The sequence below is a fragment of the Novosphingobium sp. ZN18A2 genome (genome assembly GCF_036784765.1).
In the GTDB taxonomy this organism is placed as follows: Bacteria; Pseudomonadota; Alphaproteobacteria; order Sphingomonadales; family Sphingomonadaceae; genus Novosphingobium.
On the sequence record NZ_CP136651.1, the window covers coordinates 3173574 to 3197511 of the forward strand.

General features: G+C 66.0%; 23 protein-coding genes and 1 pseudogene. 22 read left to right on the top strand and 2 right to left on the bottom strand.

Annotated features, from left to right (window positions below):
- The first annotated feature begins 56 nt into the window (after positions 1-56).
- Positions 57-2231 carry an EAL domain-containing protein gene (locus RXV95_RS15155; protein WP_338466857.1) on the top strand — a complete coding sequence of 725 codons (2175 nt, stop codon included), beginning with the start codon at positions 57-59 and terminating at the stop codon, positions 2229-2231.
- A 143-nt stretch (positions 2232-2374) separates the two neighbouring features.
- Positions 2375-3643: a S8 family serine peptidase gene (locus RXV95_RS15160; protein WP_338466858.1), complete on the top strand. Its 1269-nt coding sequence runs from the start codon at positions 2375-2377 to the stop codon at positions 3641-3643.
- A 148-nt stretch (positions 3644-3791) separates the two neighbouring features.
- Here the strand turns inward: RXV95_RS15160 and RXV95_RS15165 are convergent, their stop codons facing one another.
- Positions 3792-4823, bottom strand: a complete 1032-nt coding sequence (locus RXV95_RS15165; RefSeq protein WP_338466859.1) for a flagellin — start codon at positions 4821-4823, stop codon at positions 3792-3794.
- A 238-nt stretch (positions 4824-5061) separates the two neighbouring features.
- On the opposite strand from RXV95_RS15165, the gene RXV95_RS15170 reads away from it, so the two are divergent.
- From RXV95_RS15170 to RXV95_RS15260, 19 genes are all read left to right on the top strand, one after another.
- Positions 5062-6333, top strand: a complete 1272-nt coding sequence (locus RXV95_RS15170) for a sigma 54-interacting transcriptional regulator (protein ID WP_338466860.1) — start codon at positions 5062-5064, stop codon at positions 6331-6333.
- Positions 6330-6719, top strand: a complete 390-nt coding sequence (gene fliE, locus RXV95_RS15175) for a flagellar hook-basal body complex protein FliE (protein ID WP_338466861.1) — start codon at positions 6330-6332, stop codon at positions 6717-6719. The genes RXV95_RS15170 and fliE overlap by 4 nt, the downstream gene beginning before the upstream one ends.
- Before the next feature lie 3 nt (positions 6720-6722).
- Entirely contained in the window at positions 6723-8390 is a 1668-nt protein-coding gene (gene fliF, locus RXV95_RS15180; RefSeq protein WP_338466862.1) for a flagellar basal-body MS-ring/collar protein FliF, read from the top strand.
- Entirely contained in the window at positions 8387-9394 is a 1008-nt protein-coding gene (gene fliG, locus RXV95_RS15185) for a flagellar motor switch protein FliG (protein WP_338466863.1), read from the top strand. The genes fliF and fliG overlap by 4 nt, the downstream gene beginning before the upstream one ends.
- Positions 9395-9476: 82 nt before the next feature.
- Positions 9477-9965, top strand: a complete 489-nt coding sequence (locus RXV95_RS15190; protein WP_338468583.1) for a FliH/SctL family protein — start codon at positions 9477-9479, stop codon at positions 9963-9965.
- Positions 9959-11281: a FliI/YscN family ATPase gene (locus RXV95_RS15195; RefSeq protein ID WP_338466864.1), complete on the top strand. Its 1323-nt coding sequence runs from the start codon at positions 9959-9961 to the stop codon at positions 11279-11281. Before RXV95_RS15190 ends, RXV95_RS15195 begins: the two co-directional genes overlap by 7 nt.
- Positions 11278-11706, top strand: a complete 429-nt coding sequence (locus tag RXV95_RS15200; protein WP_338466865.1) for a hypothetical protein — start codon at positions 11278-11280, stop codon at positions 11704-11706. Before RXV95_RS15195 ends, RXV95_RS15200 begins: the two co-directional genes overlap by 4 nt.
- Before the next feature lie 36 nt (positions 11707-11742).
- Positions 11743-13038: a hypothetical protein gene (locus RXV95_RS15205; protein WP_338466866.1), complete on the top strand. Its 1296-nt coding sequence runs from the start codon at positions 11743-11745 to the stop codon at positions 13036-13038.
- Between the two features lie 27 nt (positions 13039-13065).
- Positions 13066-13668, top strand: a complete 603-nt coding sequence (locus RXV95_RS15210) for a flagellar basal body-associated FliL family protein (RefSeq protein WP_338466867.1) — start codon at positions 13066-13068, stop codon at positions 13666-13668.
- Complete coding sequence (locus tag RXV95_RS15215) at positions 13665-14546, top strand: FliM/FliN family flagellar motor switch protein (RefSeq protein WP_338466868.1); 882 nt, start codon at positions 13665-13667, stop codon at positions 14544-14546. The genes RXV95_RS15210 and RXV95_RS15215 overlap by 4 nt, the downstream gene beginning before the upstream one ends.
- 21 nt (positions 14547-14567) lie before the next feature.
- Positions 14568-14855 (top strand): flagellar motor switch protein FliN, encoded by a 288-nt coding sequence (gene fliN / locus RXV95_RS15220; RefSeq protein ID WP_338466869.1) that lies wholly within the window; start codon positions 14568-14570, stop codon positions 14853-14855.
- Positions 14855-15121, top strand: a complete 267-nt coding sequence (locus tag RXV95_RS15225) for a flagellar biosynthetic protein FliO (protein WP_338466870.1) — start codon at positions 14855-14857, stop codon at positions 15119-15121. The genes fliN and RXV95_RS15225 overlap by 1 nt, the downstream gene beginning before the upstream one ends.
- A complete protein-coding gene (gene fliP, locus RXV95_RS15230) occupies positions 15118-15870 on the top strand; it encodes a flagellar type III secretion system pore protein FliP (RefSeq protein WP_338466871.1) in 753 nt (250 codons plus the stop codon). The genes RXV95_RS15225 and fliP overlap by 4 nt, the downstream gene beginning before the upstream one ends.
- Before the next feature lie 42 nt (positions 15871-15912).
- Complete coding sequence (locus RXV95_RS15235) at positions 15913-16185, top strand: flagellar biosynthetic protein FliQ (RefSeq protein WP_338466872.1); 273 nt, start codon at positions 15913-15915, stop codon at positions 16183-16185.
- A complete protein-coding gene (gene fliR, locus RXV95_RS15240) occupies positions 16182-16961 on the top strand; it encodes a flagellar biosynthetic protein FliR (protein WP_338466873.1) in 780 nt (259 codons plus the stop codon). The genes RXV95_RS15235 and fliR overlap by 4 nt, the downstream gene beginning before the upstream one ends.
- Complete coding sequence (locus RXV95_RS15245) at positions 16958-18088, top strand: EscU/YscU/HrcU family type III secretion system export apparatus switch protein (RefSeq protein WP_338466874.1); 1131 nt, start codon at positions 16958-16960, stop codon at positions 18086-18088. Before fliR ends, RXV95_RS15245 begins: the two co-directional genes overlap by 4 nt.
- 30 nt (positions 18089-18118) lie before the next feature.
- Positions 18119-19543, top strand: coding sequence for a flagellar filament capping protein FliD (gene fliD / locus RXV95_RS15250; RefSeq protein ID WP_338466875.1), 1425 nt, complete (start codon positions 18119-18121; stop codon positions 19541-19543).
- Complete coding sequence (locus tag RXV95_RS15255; protein ID WP_338466876.1) at positions 19543-19923, top strand: flagellar protein FliS; 381 nt, start codon at positions 19543-19545, stop codon at positions 19921-19923. Before fliD ends, RXV95_RS15255 begins: the two co-directional genes overlap by 1 nt.
- A 90-nt stretch (positions 19924-20013) precedes the next feature.
- Entirely contained in the window at positions 20014-20742 is a 729-nt protein-coding gene (locus RXV95_RS15260; RefSeq protein ID WP_338466877.1) for a ParA family protein, read from the top strand.
- A gap of 4 nt (positions 20743-20746) precedes the next feature.
- Here RXV95_RS15260 and ligD read toward each other — a convergent pair.
- Positions 20747-21595: pseudogene (gene ligD, locus RXV95_RS15265) on the bottom strand (non-homologous end-joining DNA ligase); the annotation flags it as partial.
- A 185-nt stretch (positions 21596-21780) separates the two neighbouring features.
- On the opposite strand from ligD, the gene RXV95_RS15270 reads away from it, so the two are divergent.
- Complete coding sequence (locus RXV95_RS15270) at positions 21781-23937, top strand: RNA degradosome polyphosphate kinase (RefSeq protein ID WP_338466878.1); 2157 nt, start codon at positions 21781-21783, stop codon at positions 23935-23937.
- The last annotated feature ends 1 nt before the right edge of the window (position 23938 follow it).

Genomic DNA, 23938 nt, shown 5'->3' on the forward strand with positions numbered 1-23938 from the left:
CAAGCCGCAGCCATGATCCGGGCCGACGCCGCATGTTGGCGTTGCAGGCGAACGAGATGGCAACCAGAAGTTTCCTGAGAGGATTCACCGACCGTGCCGCCGCGCGGGGTGAAAGTGCGAAGCACTCCGACGATCACGCCGCCGTGATCGCGATGAGCGATAGCACGCGCCGACTGGAAGTGCTGGACGATTGCGAAAATGCAGACTTCGCCTGGCTTTGGGCCAGCGATCCCGAAGGCCGCCTGATCTATATCTCCCCCGGCGCCGCCGCCCGGCTGGATTGCGATGCAGAACAGATACTTGCCCGGCCGCTGGTGGATATATTCGAAGTCGCCACGGACAATCCCGGCGGCAGTTCGCAGCGGCCGCTGAAATTCCAGCTTACCGCGCGAAGCAAGATCAACAACCTGATCGTGCACGTCGCGCCGGGCGAAGGCGAGCGCACGCGCAAGTGGTGGTCCCTCTCCGGTCATCCCAAGGTCGATGCCGCCGGCACGTTCCTGGGCTATCGCGGAAGCGCCAAGGACGTAACCGTCGAATACGAGCGCAAGCTGCAGGATTCGCGGCTGGCCGAATACGATTCGCTGACGGGACTTGCCAACCGCCACCGCATGAACCGTCTGCTGGACGGCACGCTTGCCAGCTTCAAGGCCGCAAAGCGCAGTTGCGCGCTGCTGATGCTCGACCTCGACCGGTTCAAGCATGTCAACGACACGATGGGCCACCAGGCCGGTGACGACCTGCTGAAACAGGTTTCGGAACGGCTTTTGCGCATCATCGGCGATGCGGGCGAGGTCGGCCGCCTGGGCGGCGACGAGTTCCAGGTGATCCTGCCCGATCTCGACGATCGCGGCGCCCTGGGCGAACTGGCCGACAAGCTGATCCAGATGATCTCGCAGCCCTATCCCATTGGCGACAAGCGCGCGATCATCGGCACCTCCGTGGGCATCGCCATCGCCCCCTATGACGGGCTCGACCGCGATGGCCTGGTGCACAGCGCGGACCTTGCGCTTTATGCCGCCAAGAATTCGGGTCGCGGCCAGTTCCGTTTCTTTTCGCACGACCTGAAGGACGAAGCGGAAGAGCGCCAGCGGTTGATGGAAGACCTGCGCGAGGCGCTGGCGACCGACGCGCTGGAACTGCATTACCAGCCGGTCGTGCGGCTGGAAGACAACCTGGTGGTCGGCTTCGAGGGGCTGATGCGCTGGAATCACCCCGAACGCGGCTTCGTCAGCCCCGGCACCTTTATCCCGATGGCCGAGGAATCGAACCTCATCATCCAGCTGGGCGACTGGGCACTGCGCCGCGCCTGCCGCGATGCGGTGGCATGGCCGCAGACGGTGAAAGTGGCGGTGAACGTATCTGCCCTCCAGTTCGCGAACCCCGGCTTCCTCGATTCGGTAGCAGAGGCGCTGAAAAGCTCTGAACTGACGCCCGAACGGCTGGAGCTGGAGCTGACCGAAAGCGTGTTCATGGGCGACAACACGCTGGTCGACGAAACGTTCAAATCGCTGAAGGAACTGGGCGTAAAGCTGGCACTCGACGATTTCGGCACCGGCTATTCCTCGCTCAGCTATCTTCGCTCTGCCCCGTTCGACCGGATCAAGGTGGACAAGACGTTCGTCGATTCCTGTACCGCCAGGGACCAGAACAGCGCCAAGATCATCGCGGCGATCATCGGGCTTTCCAATGCGCTGGACATCGAAACCACGGTGGAGGGCGTGGAAGCGTTCGACCAGCTGGACCTCGTGCGCGAAAAGGGTGCGCGATTCATCCAGGGATGGATCTATTCGAAGGCGCTGCCCCAGAACGAAGTGATAGAACGCATGTCGATCGGCACGTTCAAGATCGAACCCGACGGGCCGGACCGCTATCGCGCCGAACGGCGCAAGGTGCTGAAGCGCATCGGCGTGATCCACGGCGACCATCGCCTGCAAGGCGTGATGCGCGACCTGTCGAAAACCGGCGCGGGAATAGAGGGACTGTTCGGTATCGGCATGAACGAATCCGTCGTGCTCGACCTGGGCGAAGGCCAGCTTGCCGTCTGCCAGGTAACGCGCGTGCGCGAAGGCGAGATCGGCGTGGAGTTCGAAACGCCGCTGGTCAGTGACGGCGCGGGCGGCCTTTGCACGCGCCACCGGATTTCTCCCTATGCGCTGGCAGCGGCCGGGATGCCGCTGGAAGCCTTGCCCAAGGGCAGCTACCCGATGGGGCTTTCCGCCAAGGCTTAGAGCGCTTTTCCGTTTCGGCGCGATGGTTGATGCAGCATTAACCGCATAGGTTATGTCATCCTTGATATCGCGACACAGACCCTCTGTTCATCGGTGGGCAGCCTGATAGGCTGTCATCCATCAACTGCTCGGGGGAGTGTTGAATGCGTAAGATCATCATAGTTTCGTCCATGTCCGCCCTGGCCCTGGCCGGTGCCGTCTATGCCGCGTCCGGTGGCGCGGGCGGCGGTGCAGGCGGATCCTTCATAACCTTGCCGGCCAGCGCCGCGGGTGGGGGAAGCCCCGCCGCAACGCTGAACGCCACGCCGGCCGCCGTGGATACGGCCGTGGACGACAGCGATGCCTCGCTTGTCGCCGACAGCTGGATCTGCGTGTTCAAGCCGGGCCTGACCCGCGCCGCGATCCGGAGCGAGGCGGCAAAGGCGGCGCACGCGGCGGGCGGATCGCTGGGCCATGTCTACAAGGTTGCGCTTCAGGGCTTCTCGCTGAAGGCCAGGGGCAATGCGGTTGACGCGATGAAGGCCCACAACCCGCGCATCGACTATTGCACCGCCGACAAGGTGGCGCGCATCATCGATCCGGCGGACGCTGGCTCCGACAAGGGCCCCGGCGCCAACAAGGGCAAGCCGGGCAGCGGCGGCGGCTCAACCGGGCAGGAAACGCCATGGGGCATTGCCCGCGTGGGCGGCGGCGCCACTTATACCGGCAGCAATTCCGCGTGGATCATCGACACCGGGATCGATCTGGATCACCCGGATCTCAACGTCGATACCGCGCGCAGCGCAAACTTCGTGACGCGTGAAACCTCGCCCGACGACCTTAACGGTCACGGCAGCCACGTGGCCGGAACAATCGGCGCGATCGACAACAGCGAAGGCGTGGTCGGCGTCGCCGCGAACGTGCCGGTGGTGGCCGTGCGCGTGCTCAACCGGCGTGGCAGCGGTTCCTATTCGGACGTCATCGCGGGTATCGAATATGTCGCCACCAACGGCAAATCGGGCGACGTCGCGAACATGAGCCTTGGCGGCCCCGCCGACCAGACGCTTGACTACGCGGTGATCAACGCCGCCTCCAAAGGCATAAGGTTCGCGCTCGCCGCCGGCAACGAGGCGGACGATGCCAACAACCATTCGCCCGGCCGTGCCAACGGGCCGAACATCTATACGATCTCGGCCATCGATAACACGGACACGTTCGCCTATTTCTCGAACTTCGGCAATCCGCCGGTCGATTTCGCCGAACCCGGCGTGAACATAAAATCGACGTGGAAGAACGCGGGCTACAACACCATTTCCGGCACATCGATGGCCACACCGCACGCAGCCGGACTGCTGCTGTGGGGCAACATCGCGACCGATCGGTATGCCTCTGCCGATCCGGACGGGAACCCGGATCCGATTGGCCACAAGTAAGCCGCAATACCGGAACCGCGAACGGCCGCACCTTGCGCAAGGTGCGGCCGTTTCACGCGCCTGAGTGCAAGGCAATGGCCCGGCGACCGGAAACGGCCACCGGGCCTGCGCCCGAAGGTATTTGTCGCGGCCGCATGGGCCGAAAGGTTTAGCGCAGCAGCGACAGCACGTTCTGCTGGCTCTGGTTGGCCTGCGCCAACATCGCGGTCGATGCCTGCGAAAGGATCTGGGCCTTCGCCAGCGCGGTGGTTTCGGCCGAATAATCGGTATCCTCGATCCGCGAGCGCGCGTCAGTCAGATTGGTGACATTCGATGTCAGGTTGTTGACCGCGGATTGAAGGCGGCTCTGGCCCGCACCCAGCGACGCGCGGGTTGTCGAAACCGCTTCAAGCGCGCTGTCGATGTTGGTCAGCGCATCCGTGGCGCCCGTTTCGGTGCCGATGTTGATGCCGCCGACAATGTCGCCGGAACTGCCCGACACATAGATCAAGTCGCCCGAAGCCAGCGTCAGCGATGTCCCGATCATGGAACTGTCCAGCGCACCCGATGACCCTCCGCCACTTGCAATCGTCGCGCCAAAGGCAACGTCTTCGGCGGTAACGATATGGCTCGAACCTTCAAGCCCGGTGGGAATCGCATTGGCCGCGCCCGCCGTGGGGTTGCCAAGCGCGCCGGTAACACCGGTAAGATCGAGCTGGCCGATCTTCAGGTCAAGCTGATCGGTCGCCCCGGCGCCGACCTGGATGCTGATGTTGTTGTCGGCAGTCCTGTCAAACAGCGTCACGCCGTTGAACGTCGTCCCCATCACGTCGATCATCTGCTTTTGCAGTTCGTTCACTTCCACCTGAAGGTTGGCGCGATCCGAATCCTGATAGGTTCCCGACGCGGCCTGAACCGAAAGTTCGCGCATGCGCTGAAGCATGTTGGTCGTCTCGTTCAGCGCGCCATCGGCGGTCTGCGCAAGGCTGATGCCGTCGTTGGCGTTGCGGATACCCTGGCTCATGCCGCGCACCTGCGCGGTCATCGTGGTGGCGATGGCAAGGCCGGCGGCGTCGTCCTTGGCGCTGTTGATGCGCTTGCCGGTCGAAAGGCGCTCCATCGACGTGCCAAGCATCTTGTCGGCCGTCGTCGAGGCGTTGGCGGCGCGCAGGGCGCTGATGTTGGTGTTGATTACGGACATACTTGGAATCTCCAGCTTGCGTTCCCGAAAAGGACGGCCGGCCATTTCCTGTTGAAGCGCGGCTGTCGCATGGAAAGACCGGCAGGCGCGCCGCAGAGTTAAGCCCCGTCGCCGGTTTCCGGGCTGCCGCACGTATTTTTCCGTAAGCAATCGCCCCGGCCTTAACCTTACCGCATGTTTGGCCGTGTCGCGCGAAAACACCCCTGCGACTGACGATGGTTAACACCGGGGGTAAACGATGAAGGGGACAGGAACGGCATTGCGTGTGGCAGGCGCGGTGGCATCGCGCCACGCACCGCTGGTCCAGCGCGCGGCGGCAGTGATCGGGTCTGCCGGAACCTGCGGGCGCGTGGTGATTCACGATGCACGCGACGAACCGCAAGGCGATCCGCTGGCAACGCAGGTTGCGCTGGACCGCGCGGGCACCCCCTCCCTGATCCGCCGGGGGCGCGGCCGGTTCACCCTTTCCTATGCAGACGGCGGAGGCGAAGCCGCCATGGCCGCGCTGCTGGCTGTAACCACACCGCCGGGAATGCCGATTGCCGCCGATCCGGAAAGTCTTTCGGTCCTCGCGCTGGCAGAGCGCCTGGCGGCCAGCGACATTCCCGTGCTGATCAACGGCCCGACGGGAACCGGCAAGGAAGTGCTCAGCCGCTTCATCCATGATCGCAGCCCGCGCAAGAACAAGCCATTCGTCGCAATCAATTGCGCGGCCATGCCCGAAGCCATGCTGGAGGCGTTGCTGTTCGGCCACCAGAAGGGTGCCTTCACCGGCGCCAACGCCGCGGGCGAAGGGTTCTTCCGCGCGGCGGATGGCGGCACGCTGTTGCTGGACGAAATCGCGGAGATGCCGCTGGCGCTCCAGGCCAAGCTGCTCCGCGCGCTGCAGGAAGGGGAAGTCGTTCCGCTGGGCGCGACGCAACCGGTGAAGGTCGACGTGCGGATCATCGCCTGCGCGAACCGCGACCTTCCGCTGGAAGTAGAGGAAGGGCGTTTTCGCGCCGACCTTTATTACCGACTGAACGTATTCCCGCTTGCGCTGCGCGCGCTGTGCGAACGGCGGGAGGATATCGCCCCGCTCGCCTTCGCGCTGGCGCTGCGCCACACACCGGAAGGTGCGAATATCCCGTGGATCGGCGAAGCGGCGCTGGCCATGCTGGCCCGCCACACCTGGCCCGGCAACGTGCGCGAACTGGAAAACGTGGTGCGCCGCGCATTGCTGCTGGCCGGGGACGAGGGGAAAATCGCGCCCGAACATATCGTGTTCGACCGTCCGGCCCGCCTTGTCGACCAACCGGCCCCCGCCCTTCCCGCCAGTGGCGATGGCGCGGGCAAGCTGTCCGACATCGTGCAGATGCACGAAGCGCGCGCGATCCTGAACACGCTGGACGCCTGCGGCGGCAGCCGCGTCGCCGCCGCGCGCGAACTGGGCATTTCCGAACGCACCCTGCGCTATCGCCTCGCAAGTTTCCGTGAAGCCGGGATCGCCGTTGCAGGAGGCCGGCGATGAGCGGGGTCGGCGCAACCGGCGCGGGCGGGGCTGCGGGCCTGCAGCAGATCATCGCACTGCGCCAGCAGATCATCGACCGGTCCGCCCTGCTTCAGCAGGTCAAGGACCCCGCCGCCGCGATTGGTACCGCACAAGGCGTTGCACCCGCGCAGCCGCAAGGTCCGGCAGGCGGCTTTACCGATGCGCTGCAATCCGCGCTCGATAGCGTGAACGCCAGCCAGCAGAACGCCGAAGCGCTGAGCAGCGGATACGAAAAGGGTGAAGTGACCGATATCGCCAAGGTCATGCTGGCGCGGCAGCAAGCAGGCGTCGCCTTCGAAGCGACGCTGCAAGTGCGCAACCGCCTGCTTTCCGCCTACCAGGACATCATGCGGATGGGGGTCTGATAGATGGCCGATGCAATCTCCGCCGGAAGCGCCCTTGCACCAGGCGCGCAGCAGGGCTCGCTCATCGCGCCGCTTGCCGATCCGGCGGGCGGAAGTGCGATGAAGCGCCTTTCCGCCTTTGTCGCGCAACCGCCGGTGCGCCGCGCGCTGCCGTGGTTCGCGGGCGTTGCCGCCGCGGGCGCGACCGCGCTGTTGTGGATGACGATGGCCCCTGCCCCGCAGCGCATGCTCTATTCGGACCTGTCGGACAGCGAACGCGCGCAAGTGGCCGCCGCGCTCGACAAGGCGGCCATCCCCTATCGCATCGACAACGCGACCGGCGCGGTGACGGTGGACGAAGACCAGCTTTACAAGGCACGCATGGTCGCGGCGTCCGACGGTGCGCTCGCCACCCCCGAAACCGGCGAACAGATGATCGACAAGCTGCCGCTGGGCGCATCGCGCACGCTTGAGGGGGAGCGGCTGCGCGCCGCGCGCGAGCGCGAGCTGGAACTGACCATCATGGAAATAGACGGGGTGGAAGGTCTGCGCGTGCACCTGGCCGAGGCGGCCAAGTCCGTCTTCGTGCGCGACAACACGCCGCCCACCGCATCGGTCATGGTAAAGCTGGCACGCGGGCGGCAACTGTCCGGCAGTCAGGTTGCCGCAATTGTCAACCTCGTCGCCGGATCGGTTCCGGGGCTGTCGCTCGATGCGGTCAAGGTGATCGACCAGCACGGGCGCCTCCTCTCGGACGGGAGCGGAACCGATGCCGACCGGCTGGACCTTCAGGCGCGCATGGAAGAAAAGCTGCGCAACCAGGTTTCGGCCCTGCTTACCCCGATGCTGGGCGCGGGCAACTTCTCGTCCGAGATCCAGGTCGATCTGGATATGGACCAGACAACCAGCGCGCGCGAAAGCTATGACAAGGACGGTGCCGTGCGCACCGAAGCCGAAGCGCAATCGCGCACCGCGGGCGGGCAGGCCGCGCAAGGCATTCCCGGCGTGCTGTCGAACACGCCCCCGCCCGCCACCACCGCGCAGCCCGGCCCGCCACAGGGAACGCAACCGCAAGCCGGGCAACAAGCGGCGAAACAGCCTCCGCTCAACACCGAAAGCTCTTCGAAAAAGACCTATGAACTGGGACGCGAGGTTGCGGTGAAGACGCAGGCGCCCGGCACGATAAAGCGCCTTTCGGTTGCCGTTGCCCTGTCGAAAGCCGCGATGGCCAAGGCAAAGCAGACCGATATCGACCAGATAAAGTCGCTGGTAAGCGCGGCGGTCGGCGCGGATACGGCACGCGGTGACCAGGTCGCCGTCGCGGTGCGCGATTTCACTCCGATCGATGTCGAACCCGTGCCGTTCTATGAGGCTCCCTGGTTTGCCATGGTCGTGCGCAATACCGTGGCGCTTTTGGCCGTGCTGCTTTTCCTGCTCTTGGGGGTGCGGCCGCTGATCAAGGCGTTGCGCCGCGACCCGGCGAATGTCGCCAAGGGTTCGGGAAACGGTGGTGACGATGCGAAAGACCCGTCGCGCCCCGCACCCGATCCGATCACGGGCGCGGTTGATGCCGCGCTGCTCCATCGCCAGATCGGCGCCGCGCAGCGGCTCGTGGAGGAAAAGCCCGACCACGCGGTCGCCGCCCTGCGCGAAATGCTGCAAGCGCAACCGCAGCATGAAGGTGCAGCATGAGCGAGGCCCTTCCCGTTGGAGAGGGCGCGCGCAACGCCGCCGTCTTCGTGATGCTGCTGGATGACGAACAGGCCGCCGCCGTTCTTTCCCGGCTCGATCCGGCAGAACTGGCGCAACTGGGCGAATCGATGTGCGGCCTCGGGGAAATCCGGCCCGATGCGATCAGTGCCGCGCTGGGCGGATTCGTCTCACGCGCGACGCAGGAAGGGTTGCCGCCGGGCGACAGGCGCGGCCGCGTGCGCGCCCTGATGACCCGCGCAGTGGGCGACGTGAAGGCCGAAGGCGTGATGGACCGGATACCCGACGATGCGCCGCCCCGCGCGATCGACCTTGCCCGCTGGCTGACGCCAAAGGCCATCGTCCCGCTGATCCGCGGCGAACACCCCCAGGCGATTGCCGTGCTGCTGGTGCAGCTTGAAGCCGAAACGGCAGCGCAAGTGCTTGCCGCGCTTCCGCAGGACCAGCAATCGCAGGTCGTCCACCGCATCGCGACGCTTGGGCCTGTTTCCCCACACGCGATCGCCATGCTGGAAGATATGCTCTCACGCCGCATCGCGGACCTGCACGGAACGCGCGCGCTTGCGATGGGTGGCGTGCGCGAAGCGGCGGAAATCATCAACGCCTCGGCCCGCCAGGTCGAAAAGCGCGTGATGCCCCAAATCGCGAAGATGGACCGCGCGCTGGCGCGCAGCATCGAAGCGGAGATGTTCAAGTTCGAACATCTCTTCACGCTGGACGAAAAGTCCATGGGCACGCTGCTGCGCGAAGTGGAAAGCGACGTATTGATTGGCGCACTGAAAGGCATTGCAGAAGACCGCCGCGACCTGTTCTTCCGCGCGATGTCAAGCCGCGCCGCCGACGGACTGAAGGACGAGATCGAAGCGCGCGGCCGCATGAAGATGGCCGAAGTGATCGAATCGCAAAAAGCCGTCGTAAATGCCGCGCGCAAGCTGGCCGCCGATGGCGAGATCGTGTTCGGCGCAAGCGACGACGACTATGTCTAGTGTGCCGTTCTCCGCCCTTGGCGCGGGCTCGCGCGGTTTTTCCGCCGACCCGCGATTCACGACAAATGCTGCACCTTTGCCTGTGCAGCATGAAGTGCAGCACGATCCACTGGCCGAAGCGTTCGAGCGCGGCCGGGATGAGGGCGAGCAACAGGCGCTCACGGCCTGCGCCGCGGAACGCAGGGAGAGCGAGGCTGCCCGCCAGCGCATCGTGATCGCGCTGGCGCGGCTGGACGAGGCGCAGACGCGCACACTGGCCGAACGCTTGCGCGACACCGTGCTGGCGCTGTGCGACAGCGTGCTTGCCGACGCTGCGATCCAGCCGGAAGCGCTGGCCGCGCGCGTGGATCGCGCCGCGAGAATGCTGACCCGCGCCGATGACGAACGCGTGATCCGCCTGCACCCTGACGACCTGGCTCTGGTTGCGCCCGACCTACCAGACGATTGGGTCTTCGAACCCGACCCCGCGCTCGAACGCGGAGCGGTTCGCATCGAAGGCACCGATGGCGGAGTGGAGAACGGTCCCGATCAATGGCGCCGCGCAATCGAAGAGGCGCTGCGCAGATGCTGAACCTGCTGGATACTTGCGCGCGCCTTTCGCCCGATCTTTCGCCCAGACGCTTTGGCCTTGTCACCAGTTGTGATGGCGGATTGCTGGAAGTGTCGGGCCTGAATGCCCCCATCGGCACGCAATGCCGCATCGCGCAGGGCAGGGGCACGCTGGGCGCGGAAGTGATCGGCTTCCGCAACGGGCACGCGCTGGCGATGTTGCTGGGAGATACCGTGATGCTGCGCCCCGGCGCACGCGTACACACCGAGGGCCATCCCGGAATGCTGGAGGTGGGCGAAGCCTTCCTGGGCCGCGCGGTAGATGGCGAGGGTCTGCCGATCGACGGCGGTTCACCCATCGCCACACGGCACGAATGGCCGGCGGGCGGCCTGCGCACGCCAGCGCTGGACCGGTCGCCCGTGCGCGTCCCCTTCGATACCGGCGTTCGCGCGCTGAACGCGCTCACCACCTTCGGGGTCGGCCAGCGCATCGGCGTGGTGGCCGGATCGGGTGTGGGCAAGTCCGTATTGCTCGACATGATCGCGCACGGCGCCGAAGCGGAGATCGTGATCGTCGGCCTGATCGGCGAACGCGCACGCGAGGTTTCCGACTTTGTGGAACGGCACATGACGGGCGAAAAACGCGCGCGCACGGCTGTTGTCGCGGTTCCCGCCGATCACGCGCCCAACTTGCGCATCCGTGGGGCGATGCTGGCGACCAGCCTGGCCGAACACTTCCGCAGCCAGGGCAGGCGCGTCCTTCTTGTCATGGACAGCCTGACGCGCGTTGCCCACGCGGCGCGGGAAATTGCGTTGCTGCTGGGGGAGCCGGGTGCAGCGCGCGGCTATCCGCCTTCCGCCCTCGCCGCGATCACCAAGCTTGTTGAACGGGCGGGCAACTCGGCCGCCAGCGGCGGTTCGATCACCGGGCTTTATACCGTGCTTGCCGACGGCGATTCGCAGGATGACCCGGTGGTCGATACCGCGCGCGCGATACTTGACGGACACGTGGTATTGAGCCGCGAACTGGCCCAGCGCGGGCAATATCCGGCAATCGACATCGCCGCATCGCTGAGCCGCGTGATGAACGACATCGTCACGCCTGAGCACCAGGCGCTTGCACGGCAGTTCCGCGCGCTTGTCGCCACGTACGAAGCGAACCGCGACCTTGTGCTTATGGGAGCCTATCGCGCCGGAGCCGATCCGCAGCTTGATCGTGCGATTGCTATGCACCCGCAGCTTACCGCGTTCCTCTGCCAGCCGCAGGGCGAGGTCGTGCCGCTGGACCAGAGCATCGAGGCGCTGGTGCGCCTGCTTTCTGCTCCGCCGCCGCAATGAAGGCCGAACGCACGCGCCTTGCGCGGCTGAGACGGCTTGAACGCATCCGCGACGTGGCGAAGCAGGCGGCGCTGGCCGAAGCAGGGCGCGCCGAAGGCACGCTGGCGCAACTTCTGGAACTGGCAGAGCGGACCGAGGCGATGCACGGCGATTACGCGCCGCGCGCGGGCCTGACCGATGGGCACGCGCTGGCTGCGCTCAACACCTTTCGCGATGGGCTGGACCAGATCGCAGGCGCAACGCGCGCCGATGCCGATCGCGCCCGCGCAGTAGCCGACAGCCACGCACAGGAAGCGGCCTTGGCCGAACGGCGGCGCGCGGCGGCGGAGGAGCGCGCCACAGAGGCCGCGAAAACGCTTGCCCGCAAAGCGCAATCCGCGCTGCCCGTTGGAATGCGCAAGAGGCTTGGCACGCGTTTTGAATAGCAGTTGGCGAACCCGATAACGGAGCGCCGAAACACGATGATTGCCACCCGTTCCCCGGACCTTTCCCTTGCAGGAACAGGCGCGGCCCCTCCGCAAAAATCCGCCAGAAGCGAGGGAATTGCGGAAGTTTTCGCCGACGTCCTGAAAAAACAGCCCGGCGCGGCGGCCAGCGGCAGGCAAGCCGGGACGCAGGTTGCCGCCTTGCCGGAAAGCGGCAAGGATTTGCCGGCCGGCAAGGCGGTGCCGGCCAGCGGCAAGAGCGGCGGCGCACCTAAGACCGAGACGCCCGGAAAGGACGCGAAAGGCGAAGGCAAGGAAGCGGCAGCGGACAAGGTGGTTGCGCCCGTAATCGCACCGCAATTGCCCTACCCCGCCGCACAAGTTCCCGTCGCGCTGGCGCCGCTTGCCGCCAGTGACCCGACGCAACCGTCCGCGCCGGGACCGCGCGGCGCCACGCCGCCGCGATCCGCCCCGCCACAAGCCCCTGCGCCAATTGCCCCCCGGACTCCCGCGAAGGCGCACCCGCCTTCCGGCGCGATGCTACCGAACGTCACCGTGAACGCAGATCTGCCGACAGGCGAAGACGCTGTAGCCGTGGTGAAGGTGGGAATGAACGGCAAGACGCCCGCCGGGCCTGTCGTCCGGTCCGCGTCCGCTCCTGCCCCTGCACCCGAAACGCAAGGCGAAGCGCACGGAGCGCAGGACAAATTTGCGGCCCCGGCCGCTGTCGCCGCCCGCCGCGATACTGCACGAGCCGAACCGGCGCGGCCCGAAACGCCAGCGTCACCCGCTGCATCGCCCCTCGCAACCGCACCATTCCCGCGACATGATGCGGCCGCACCCGCCACGCCGCCGCATGCCGCAAGTCCAGAGCGGCTGGATTTCGCGCAGTTGGTCGATTCGATCGCCCGCGCGCGCCAGGATGCGGGAACACAGCCGGTCCGCATCTCTCTCGACCATGCGGAGTTCGGCGCGGTTTCGCTGAAGTTTCGGCACGAAGGCGATGCGCTTTCGGTTCAGATGGCCAGCACCGACCCCGGCTTCGCCCGCGCGGTCGCCGCCACTCATGCAGCCGATCCCGGCCAGATGCGGCACGACCAGCCGCAACATGGCGAAGCCGCGCAAGGCCAGTCGCGCGGGGACACTGGCAGCGATGCCTCTCGCGGACAGCAGAACCCGCACACCGCATCGCATGCGGGTGGGCAATCGCATTCCGGAGCCGGTGACCAGCCACACCGGCAGGCGCGGGGCACCGCAGCCAACAATCCACCGCACGGTCGGGCCACGCAGACGCGGCACAGGGGCGAAGACGCGTCGGGCCGCTTCGCCTGACGACACCAATCAAGGGGGTAAACCAATATGAGCGACAAGAAAGACAAGGACGAAAAGCCCGGAAAGAAGAAAGGCAAGGGCCTGATGGTCAAGGCGCTGGCCGCCGTCGGGCTTGTCGGCGCGGGCGGCGGCGGGGCGTTCGGCCTTGTCCAGGCCGGCGTGATCGGCGGGGGCGGCCATGAAAAGGCGCATGAGGACAACACGCCAAAGCTGATCCGCAAGGGAGAGGAAGACCCCTATGCCCCGGCATCCGCCGGGGGCCACGGCGAAGGCGGCGGCGCGGCATATGTGGAAGGCGAAGGCGGCAGCGAATACCGCACCGCCTATTTCCAGTTTGCCGAACCGTTCACGTCGAACCTGAAGAATTCGCCCGCGCTGGTGCAATTGGCGCTCGCCTGTTCGACGCGCCGCGACGGCCGCGTGCTGATGTGGCTGAAGGAACACGAACTGGCGATCCGTTCGGCGCTGCTGGTGGTCCTGGCCGACACGCCCGAACAGGACGTGGCGACCCCCGAAGGCAAAAAGCGCCTTCAGGACCGAATGACCGCGGCGATCAACAAGGTGCTCACCGAAAAGGAAGGCTTCGGCGGGGTCGACCGCGTCTATTTCAAGAGCTTCCTGGTCCAGTGAAGCCCGAACGCGCCTTTGTCGCCGAACGTCCCGTCGCCCGCCACGCCGCGCAACTGGTCCGCAGCGGTCCCGCGCGGGCGGATCTTCTGGCCGACCTGCACCGCATGGGTGAGCGGCTGGCGCGCGAACTGCCGCGCGCGCTGCACCCGCTGCTTGGTTCGCGGCCCGAAGCGCACTGCGATGCACCGGCGGAATCGACATTTGCGGCCGTGACTGGAAGCGATGCCCCGCTTGCCATGCACGCTCTTCTGGGCATCGGGTCGGATACGGCACCGTTGCTGGCGACGATCGAGGCGCAAACGCTTCTTTCGCTGGTCGACCGCGCCTTCGGCGGCAAGGGCAATGCGGGCGGTGACCTGCTATGCGCCTTGCCGCTTTCGGCGGATCTGATGGCTGCGCGGCTTGAAACGCTGCTGTGCGAAAGCCTTGCCGCCGCACTGGGGCCGGAAGGCGGCGCGGTGCGCGTGCTGCACCGGGATACCGATCTTGCCAACCTTGCGCCATTCGCCGCGCAAGAGCCGCTCGCCACACTGCGGACGAGTGTGCGGGAAGAAGGGCGGGACGACTGGAGCATTACGCTTGCGGCACCGTTCCGAACGCTGGCCGACCTGTTTGCAAGCGGCGCGCGCAAACACGTCTCGCGCGGCCCCGCAACGCCTGCCGATGCCCCGTTCCGTGATGTGCCGCTGCCGCTTCGCGCGGTGCTTGTCGACATGGCCCTGCCGCTTTCCGCGCTTTCAGCGCTTGAGCCCGGCCAGATCATTCCCGTGCCCGTCGCCCGGCAGGTTCCGCTGCGGATCGGCACCGCAACCGTCGCGCACGGAGCGGTCGGTTCCGAAGACGACCGAATCGCCGTGCGCATCGCGCGAATTTCCTGAACAGACGAAGAAAGGCCCGAAATGACCCATTCGCATCGCGGTTTCGACCTGATCAAGGACGTGGACGTCCGCCTGACGGTCGAGCTTGGCCGCACCGAGATGAAACTGAAAGACGTGCTTGCTCTGGGCGAGGAAAGCGTCGTGATACTGGACCGCCTGACGGACGAGCTGCTCGACGTGATGGTCAACGGCAAGCCGATCGCGAAGGGCGAAGTGGTGGCCCAGGGCGACCGTTTCGGGCTGCGCATCGTGGAACTTGCCGGGCAGACCGCCCCCGCCGTCCCGCCACAAACGGGCGAGGCCGCGTGATGCTGTTCTATATTCTGAAGCTGCTGGTCATCCTGCCGCTGATCGGCGCGCTCGCCTGGGGCAGCCTGTGGCTTGCCCGCAAGGCCCGCACGCGCATTGCCGCGACGCAAGGCCCGCGCGCCGCGCGCATCGTGGAAACGCAGATGCTTGGACCCGGCCTTCGCCTTGCCGTGATCGAGTTCCACGGGCGCGAAATCCTGGTTTCTGCCGGAAAGGGCGGATTCACGCGGCTGGCCGAAGCCCCTGCCCGCACGGTGGAACCATGAAACGCGTCGCAACGCTTGGGGCGCTTACCGCTCTGATCGTCCCGGTCGCGGTTCATGCACAAGCGGCCGTTCCCGGCGCGCTCGACCGTGCGCTGGGCGAAGTGGCCGGGCATTCGGGCGGAAGCCTGTCGCTTTCGCTGCAACTGCTGATCGTCATGGGGCTGCTGACGATCCTGCCCGGCCTGCTGCTGATGATGACCAGCTTCACCCGCATCCTGGTGGTGCTGTCTATCCTTCGGCAGGCGTTGGGGCTGCAACAGTCGCCGCCCAACCAGGTGCTGATCGGGCTTTCGCTGTTCCTATCGCTGTTCATCATGGCGCCAACGCTGGACAAGGTGAACGCGAACGCGATCCAGCCTTACGCGGCGGGCACGGTCAACCTTGAACAGGCCGCATCTGCGGGCGGAGCCGCGTTCCACGGCTTCATGATCCGCCAGACGCGCGAGCATGACCTGATGATGTTTGCCGATATGGCCCATGCTCCGAAGTTCACCGATGCGGCTCAGGTGCCGTGGTCGATCCTGTTGCCGGCCTTCGTGACCAGCGAACTGAAGACCGCGTTCCAGATCGGCTTCATGCTGTTCCTGCCGTTCCTCGTCATCGATCTTGTCGTGTCATCGGTGCTGATGAGCCTTGGCATGATGATGATGAGCCCGACCATCGTTTCGCTGCCGTTCAAGCTGCTGCTGTTCGTCCTTGTGGACGGCTGGGCGCTGCTGATGGGCAGCCTTGCCGCGAGTTTCAACTGATGACTCATCGACAGGCCCGGGACGACCGGAAAGGTACAAGTCATGGATGATACCGCCTCTCTCCTTGCCCTTGCGGACCACATGCTTTGGGTAACGGCGCTGGTCGCCGCACCGGTGCTGCTGGCCAGCCTTGCCGTAGGCCTTGTGGTCGGCGTTATCCAGGCGGCGACTTCGGTCAACGAACAGACGCTGACCTTCGTGCCCAAGCTGGCGATCACCGCGCTGGTGCTGGTTCTGCTGGGTTCGGCGATGATGGGGCTGGTGGCCGATTTCACACAGGAAATCTTCGCCGCCATCGCCGCGATCGGATCATGAACGCGATCGATTTCGGTTTTGGCCCGTTGGAGGCCGACCTGTGGCGCCTGCTTTTCGCCATGACGCGGATCGGCGCGGCACTGCTGGCCGTGCCGCTGTTCGGATCCGCCAGCGTGCCGATGCAATTGCGCGTGATCCTGGTGGGCGCGATCGCCGCGACGGTGATCACCTGGACGCCATTTGCCGCGCCGCCCGCGCTGTTCACGCTGGCGGGGGTGCTTGCCTGCCTGAAGGAAGTGCTGGTGGGGCTGGCGCTGGGCTTCGTGCTGCAATTTTCCTTCGCCGCGCCGGTCATCGCCGCCGAAGTCATCGGTGGCGGCATGGGCATGAACCTTGCCGCCAGCGTCGATCCCGCCACGGGCGCCCGTTCGCCGGTGCTGGGACAGTTTTTCGGCGTGCTGATGACGCTGACCTTCCTGGGGCTGGGCGCGCATCTTGTCTGGATCGGGCTGCTGATGGACAGTTACCGGGCCTTTCCGCCCGGCGGCGCGTGGCTGGGGCCGGGCACGATCGAAACACTGCTGTCTTTCGCGGGCGAGATGTTCGCCGCGGCGGTGGCCATTGCGCTGCCCGTAACGCTGGTGCTGCTGGTGGTGCAGGTCGTGACGGGCATCGTCAGCCGCTCCGCCCCGTCGCTCAATCTGTTTGCGCTGGGCCTGCCCGCCAGCGTGCTGGCCGGGCTTGCCGCGCTGATCGCCGCCGTCCCGCTGATCGGTGACAGGATGGCGGAACTTTCCTCGACCGCCGTGATGCAGGCCGGAACCTTGCTGCGATGAGCGAGAGCGCCGGCGAAAAGAGCTTCGCACCGACCGCGAAACGCAAGCAGGATGCGGCGAAAAACGGCGACGTCCTGCGCTCGCGCGAGTTGACCACGGCGGTCACCGTGCTGCTGGGCGCGGCCTGGCTGAAACTCGCCGGCCCCTGGATGTTCGCGGTGATGCGCGATGCCCTGCGCGCCGGGTTCATGTGGACCCGTGCCGACATAAGCGATTTCACGCCGGGCACGATGTTGCTTGGCCTTGCAGGCGCCGCGCTGCCGCCCGTGCTGGCGTTGGGAGGCGCGGTGATGCTGGGCGCTGTCGCCGCGCAACTGGGCTTTGGCGACGGACGCTGGGTGATCGGCAACCTTGCGCCGAAGGCAAGCCGCATCAACCCGGCAGCGGGCATGAAGCGCGTGGCGGGGCCGCAAGGCTGGATCGAACTGGGCAAGAGCCTGCTGAAGCTCGCTCTGCTGGGCGCCATCGCCTGGGCATGGGGACGCGCCAACCTGCCGCGGATCGTGACGCTGGGCGGCGGCAATGTCGAAGGCCAGCTTGCCGCCGCGTGGGACGCGCTGACGGGGCTAGTCTTTGCGCTGTCCGCCGGGCTGCTTGTTATCGCCCTTGTCGATTTCCCGATCCAGTTCCTGCGCCGGTTCTTCCGCCTTCGGATGACGCAGCAGGAAATGAAGGACGAAACGAAGGAAAGCGAAGGCAGCCCAGAAAACAAGGCCGCGCAGCGCCAGCGGCAGCGCCAGCTTGCCATGGGCGGCGTTTCGCGGGCGATGCGCGAGGCGCAGTTCGTGATCACCAACCCCACGCATTTCTCTGTCGCCATGGCCTATGACCCGGAAAAGGCCGCCGCGCCGGTGGTGCTGGCCAAGGGGCGCGGCGAAAAGGCGATGGCGATGCGAGAGCTGGCGGCCGAGCACGGCCTGCCCACACTGGAATACCCGGCGCTTGCCCGGTCCGTGTTCTACACCACGCGCGAAAACCAGGTGATCCGCGAGGAACTGTATGCCGCCGTCGCCGCGGTGCTGGCCTTTGTCCTGTCCCTGAAGCGCGGCGAAACCCCGTCGCCGCCGCGCGTGGAGGTTCCGGTTGCCCTGCGCTTCGATGCCGACGGGCGGCGCGAAGCGGCTTAATCGCGCGCGAAAGGAACCGTCCTTCCAGTCATGACTACAACCAGCGTTACATCGTCCATCGTCAACACGCTCGGCGGCGGCAGCGGGATCGACATGACCGCGCTCGCCGAAAGTCTGGCCACCGCGCAGTTCGCCGCACGGACAGACAGGCTGGACACGCAGAGCCAGACGCTCGACTCCCAGATCAGCGCGGCCTCGTCGCTCAAGAACCAGTTGCTTTCGCTATCGAGCGCGATGGGCGACCGTGTGCGCAACGGCGATCTCGCCGCGAAGCCGAGCGTCGCCAATCCCGCCGTCGCCACGGCAAGCGCGGGAACCGGCGGCGGCGGCGAGGGCATTTACGCGCTGGAGGTTTCCGCACTCGCACAGGGGCAGGTGCTCGCCAGCCCCGCCTATTCCGCCGCGAGCGACACTGTAGGCTCAGGCACGCTTACCATCCGTTTCGGCACGGTAAGCGGCGGCACGTTCGCGCAGGACACCGCCCACGCCGCCGTCGACGTGGCGATCCCCGCAGGCGCGACGCTGAACGATGTTGCCAGCGCGATAAACGGCGCGGACGCGGGCGTGCTCGCCTATGTCGCGCAGACGACCGATGGCGCAAAGCTGGTGCTGAAAGGCGCGAACGGGGCGACCAACGGCTTCGTTCTCGATGCCAGCGAAGACCCCGCCGATCCGGGCCTTGCCGCGCTGGCATGGAATCCGGCGGGCGATGCAGCGCGGCTGAAATCCGGCGCATCCGACGCGGCCTTTTCGCTCGACGGCGTGGCGATGACCAGCAGCAGCAACACGCTGACCGATGTTGCCCCCGGCCTTTCGCTGGCGCTGACGGGGACGAACGCGGGCGCGCCCACCACCATCCGCTTTTCCGATCCTTCGGCATCGATCGATTCCGCGATGAACGATCTTGTCGGCGCGCTGAACTCCATCGTGCAGGAACTGGCCAAGGACACCGATTCGACCACGGGCGACCTTGTGCGCGATCCGGGCGCCCGCGCGCTGCGCAGCACGCTTTCGGCGCTGCCGGGCAAAACGGTGATGCCCAATGCGGCGGACGGCAGCCCGAAAACGCTGGCGGACCTGGGCCTGAGGATCAATCGTGACGGCACCTTCGACATCGATGCAAAGCGCCTTTCGGATACGCTGGCGCGCGATCCCGCCGGTGCGGCGGCGATGTTCACGACCGGGCTATACGGCGTCTATTCCACCATCGACGCGATGGCCCGAACGGCCACGTCGGCCAGCAACCCCGGATCGCTGGGCGGTTCCATCACCCGCTATACCGCCAAACAGACCGATGTGACCGACCGGAAGGCGAAGATCGCCGACCAGCAGGAAGCGATGCGCCAACGGCTGGTAGGCCAGTTCGCCAAAGTCGATTCACGCGTGAGCGGATACCATTCCACGCTGACCTTCCTCCAGTCGCAGATCGCGGCGTGGAACGCGAAGGGCAACTGATGCTGCGCCGCGCCGATCCATCGGAAGCCTATCGCCGCGTCGATTTCGACGCACGCGTGAACGGGGCGAGCCCGCAGCAACTGGTAGACCTGTGCCTTGAACAGCTGACGGGTTCCATCGACCGGGCGGTGTTTGCCGATGCGCGCGGGGACAACGCGATGAAAAGCGCGGCGCTGACCCGCGCCGTCGCCGCGTTGACCGCGCTGCAACTGGGGGTGGATTCCGCCAATCCGGCAAGCGGCGCGCTTTTGCAGCTTTACGGGGCCGCCCGCCGTGCGGTGCTGGACAGTGCGGTTGCATTCGATCCCGCGACGCTCAATTCGATCCGTGACGATTTCAACGACATCCGCAAGGCGATGCACGGCGGCGTGGCGGCCTGACCCGGTACGCACCGCAAGATCAATGACCAAAACGGGACGGTCGCGCCACAACGGTTGCGCCGCGCGGCCTGTGCCGTAAATGCATCCGTCATGGCAGTAATCGCGGTCTATTCAGTGAAGGGCGGCGTCGGCAAATCGACGCTGGCCGCCGCGCTCGCGTGGAGTTCGGCCACGGTTTCGCGCCGCCATACCCTGCTGTGGGATCTCGACGTGCAGGGCGCGGCCGCATTCCTGACCGGACACGAAAGGCCGCACGGCAAGCAGGCCGCTTCGATCTTCAGCCGCGAAACTGCACCGGCCGATCTTGTGCGCCACACGCGGTGGGACCGGCTGGACCTGCTGCCCGCCGACGACAGCCTGCGCGAGATAGACAGCCTGTTCGCCCGGATCGGCAAGAAGCGGCGGCTGGCCCGGATGACCGAGGCGCTTTCCAGGGATTACGAGCGCATCATCCTCGATTGCCCGCCGGTGCTCAATTCGCTGTCCGACCAGGTCATCCGCGCGGCGGACCTGATCGTGGTGCCGCTGCCGCCCAGCCCGCTTTCGCGCCGCGCGCTTACCGCGATCCGCGATGAACTGGTTCGCAACCACAAGAAGCACCCGCCGATCCTGCCGGTGCTTTCGATGGTCGACATGCGCCGCACGCTGCACCGCGAAGCTGTGGCCGAAGCGAACGGCTGGCCGGTGATCCCGATGTCCACCCATCTTGAACAGATGGCCACGCGGCGCGAACCGATCGGTGCCTTCGCGCCGTCTTCCCCCGCCGCGCAGGCCATGGCGCGGGTATGGACCGGGATAGAACGCAAGCTCTGTTCCTGAAGGATCAGCCGCACGGCAGGCGCTGCTTCGCCTTGCCCCACCCGGACAGCGCCCTGCTTTCCGCACGGCGCAGCAGCCTGTCGGCATCGCGGATGCAGAACGCCTGCGCGGTTTCGATATCGCCAAGCTCGTCCCAGCCGACCGGCGCGGCAACCGGCGCGCCCGATCGCGCCCGCGCGGAATAAGGCACGATCGCCGTCGATCCGCGCTGGTTGCGCAGCCAGTCGATGAAGATGCGGCCTTCGCGCTTTGCCTTGCTCATCGTCGCGACGAAGCGATCCGGATCGGTTTCCGCGAAATCGGTGGCCACAGCCTTCGCGAAATCCCGGTGCGCTTCCCACGAATGGCCCGCCGTCAGCGGCACGACCACGTGGATGCCCTTGCCGCCGGTCAGCATGGCAAAGCTTTCCAGCCCGGCATCGTCCAGCCGGTCGCGGATTTCCCTTGCGGCGCGCTTTACGTCGGCGAAATCCAGCCCCTCGTCCGGATCGAGGTCAAACACCATGCGATCGGGCCGCTCCACCGCGCTTGCCAGCGCCGCCCAGCCATGGAACTCGATCGTGCCCATCTGCACGCAGGCGCGTATCCCTTGCGCACTGTCGAGCCAGAGGTAGCCGGCCTCGTCCCCGTCCTTTTCCCTGATCGAAGCCACGTGCACGTGCGGGCCGAAACCGCCGGTATCGTGCTTCTGGTAAAAGCATTTCCCGCCGCGCCCTTGCGGGCACCGCACCAGGCTGACCGGCCTGTCCGCCGCGAATGGCAGCATCACAGGCGCGATGGCGGCATAGTAATCGGCAAGGTCGCCCTTGGTCTCGCCGCTGTCGGGAAAGAATACGCGTCCCGGATGCGTGATCCCTTCCGCATCCTGCGATCCCGGCGGTCCTGCTTTCGGCACACGGCGCTCCCCAATTGCAGTCGCGCCTGAAATACGCGCCTGCCCCCTCTCCTGTCGAGCTTCCGCCCCGCCTGACCCGTTCCTGACGGCCGCACGGCTTTGCTTGCCGCACCGCCCCGCTGCACTGTAGAGTATGTTCCGATATGGCCACACAGCAGATCAACGTCCCGTCCGCCGCCAACGAAGACCCCTTGCCGCGGGGGGACAGCCGCTATTTCAACCGCGAGCTTTCGTGGCTGCGGTTCAACCGGCGCGTGCTGGCCGAAGCGGAGAACACCGCCTACCCCCTGCTGGAGCGGCTGCGCTTCCTGTCGATCTCAGGCAACAACCTGGACGAGTTTTTCATGGTCCGCGTGGCGGGCCTTTACGGGCAGGTGCAGCAACACATCGAAACGCCGTCCATCGACGGGCTGACACCGCAGCAGCAGCTTCCGCTGGTCGCGGCCGAGGCCGATGCCCTGATGGCCGACCAGCAGGCCCTGTGGCGTGAACTGCGCCCGCTTCTGGTTGCCGAAGGCATCCAGGTGCTGGAGATCTACGACATAGACCGGCGCGCCGAGGCGGAACTTGAAAGCTTTTTCGACCTCCAGCTGTTCCCGGTCATCACACCGCAGGCGCTGGACCCGGCGCACCCCTTCCCTTTCATCCCCAACCTGGGCCTGTCGATGCTGTTCGAGCTTCGGCGGCGGAGCGACGGGGAACTGGTGCGCGAACTGATCATGCTCCCGTCGGGCCTGCCGCGCTTCTTCACCTTCGCGGACGGCATGCGCTGCATCCCGATCGAAACCGTTCTGCGCCATTTTTCCGAAAAGCTGTTTCCCGGCTTCGAGGTGATCGGTTCCGCCGCGTTCCGCATCATCCGCGACAGCGATATCGAGATAGAGGAAGAGGCCGAAGACCTTGTCCGCTATTTCCGCACCGCCATAAAGCGGCGGCGGCGCGGGCAGGTGATCCGCCTGGAAGTGGAATCCGCGATTCCGCCCGAGTTGCAAAGCCTGATTACCCGCGAACTGGGCGGGGAGGACGCCTTCCTGATCCAGACCGACGGGTTTCTGGGCCTGTCCGATCTGTCCCAGATCGTCGATCTCGACCGGCCCGACCTGAAGTTCGCCCCCTATACCGCCCGCTTTCCAGAACGCATCCGCGAACACGACGGGGATTGCTTCGCCGCGATCCGCCAGAAGGACATCATCGTCCACCACCCCTACGAAAGTTTTGACGTCGTGCTGGCGTTCCTGAACCAGGCGGCGGCGGACCCGGACGTGGTGGCGATCAAGCAGACGCTTTACCGCGCAGGCAAGCAGGGCGCGGTGATCCGCGCGCTGTGCGACGCGGCGGAAGCCGGCAAGTCGGTAACGGCGGTGGTCGAGATCAAGGCCCGCTTCGACGAGGAACAGAACCTGCAATGGGCCGCGCAGCTGGAACGGTCGGGCGTGCAGGTGGTCTATGGCTTCATCGAGTTGAAGACCCACGCCAAGATCAGCCTTGTCGTGCGCCGCGAAGGCGACGGCATCCGCACCTATTGCCACTTCGGCACCGGCAACTATCACCCGATCACCGCGCGCATCTATACCGACCTCTCGTTCTTCACCGCCGACCCCGTGGTCGCGCGCGATGCGGCCGAAGTGTTCAACTATGTCACCGGCTATATCGAACCCACGAACCTTGAAGTCCTGACGGTCAGCCCGCTCAACCTGCAAAGCCACCTGTTCGAACTGATCGACCGCGAGATAGAGAACACCCGCAAGGGGCTTCCATCGGGCATCTGGGCCAAGATGAACTCGCTTTCCAACCGCGCGGCGATAGACAAGCTTTACGAGGCGAGCCAGGCCGGGGTGCCGATCCGCCTGATCGTGCGCGGCGTGTGCTGCCTGCGCGCGGGCGTGCCCGGCCTTTCGGAAAATATCGAGGTCAAGTCCGTGATCGGCCGCTTCCTTGAACACAGCCGCATCTGGGCCTTCGCCAATGGCGAGCCGCTGCCCAGCCGCAACGCCGATGTCTATATCTCGTCCGCCGACTGGATGAGCCGCAATTTCGAACGGCGCGTGGAATATTCGCTGCCCATCCGCAACAAAACCGTGCACGATCAGGTGCTTGGCCAGGTGATGATGGCGAACCTTCTGGATGACGAGCAAAGCTGGTTTCTCCAGCCCGACGGTAGCTATGTCCGCGCCACGCCGGGCGATCCGCCGTTCAACCTGCACCGCTATTTCATGACCAATCCTTCGCTGTCTGGTCGCGGTGCCGCGCTGGATACGACTGGCGCCGTGCCCAAACTGTCCCTACACACGCGCGAGTGAA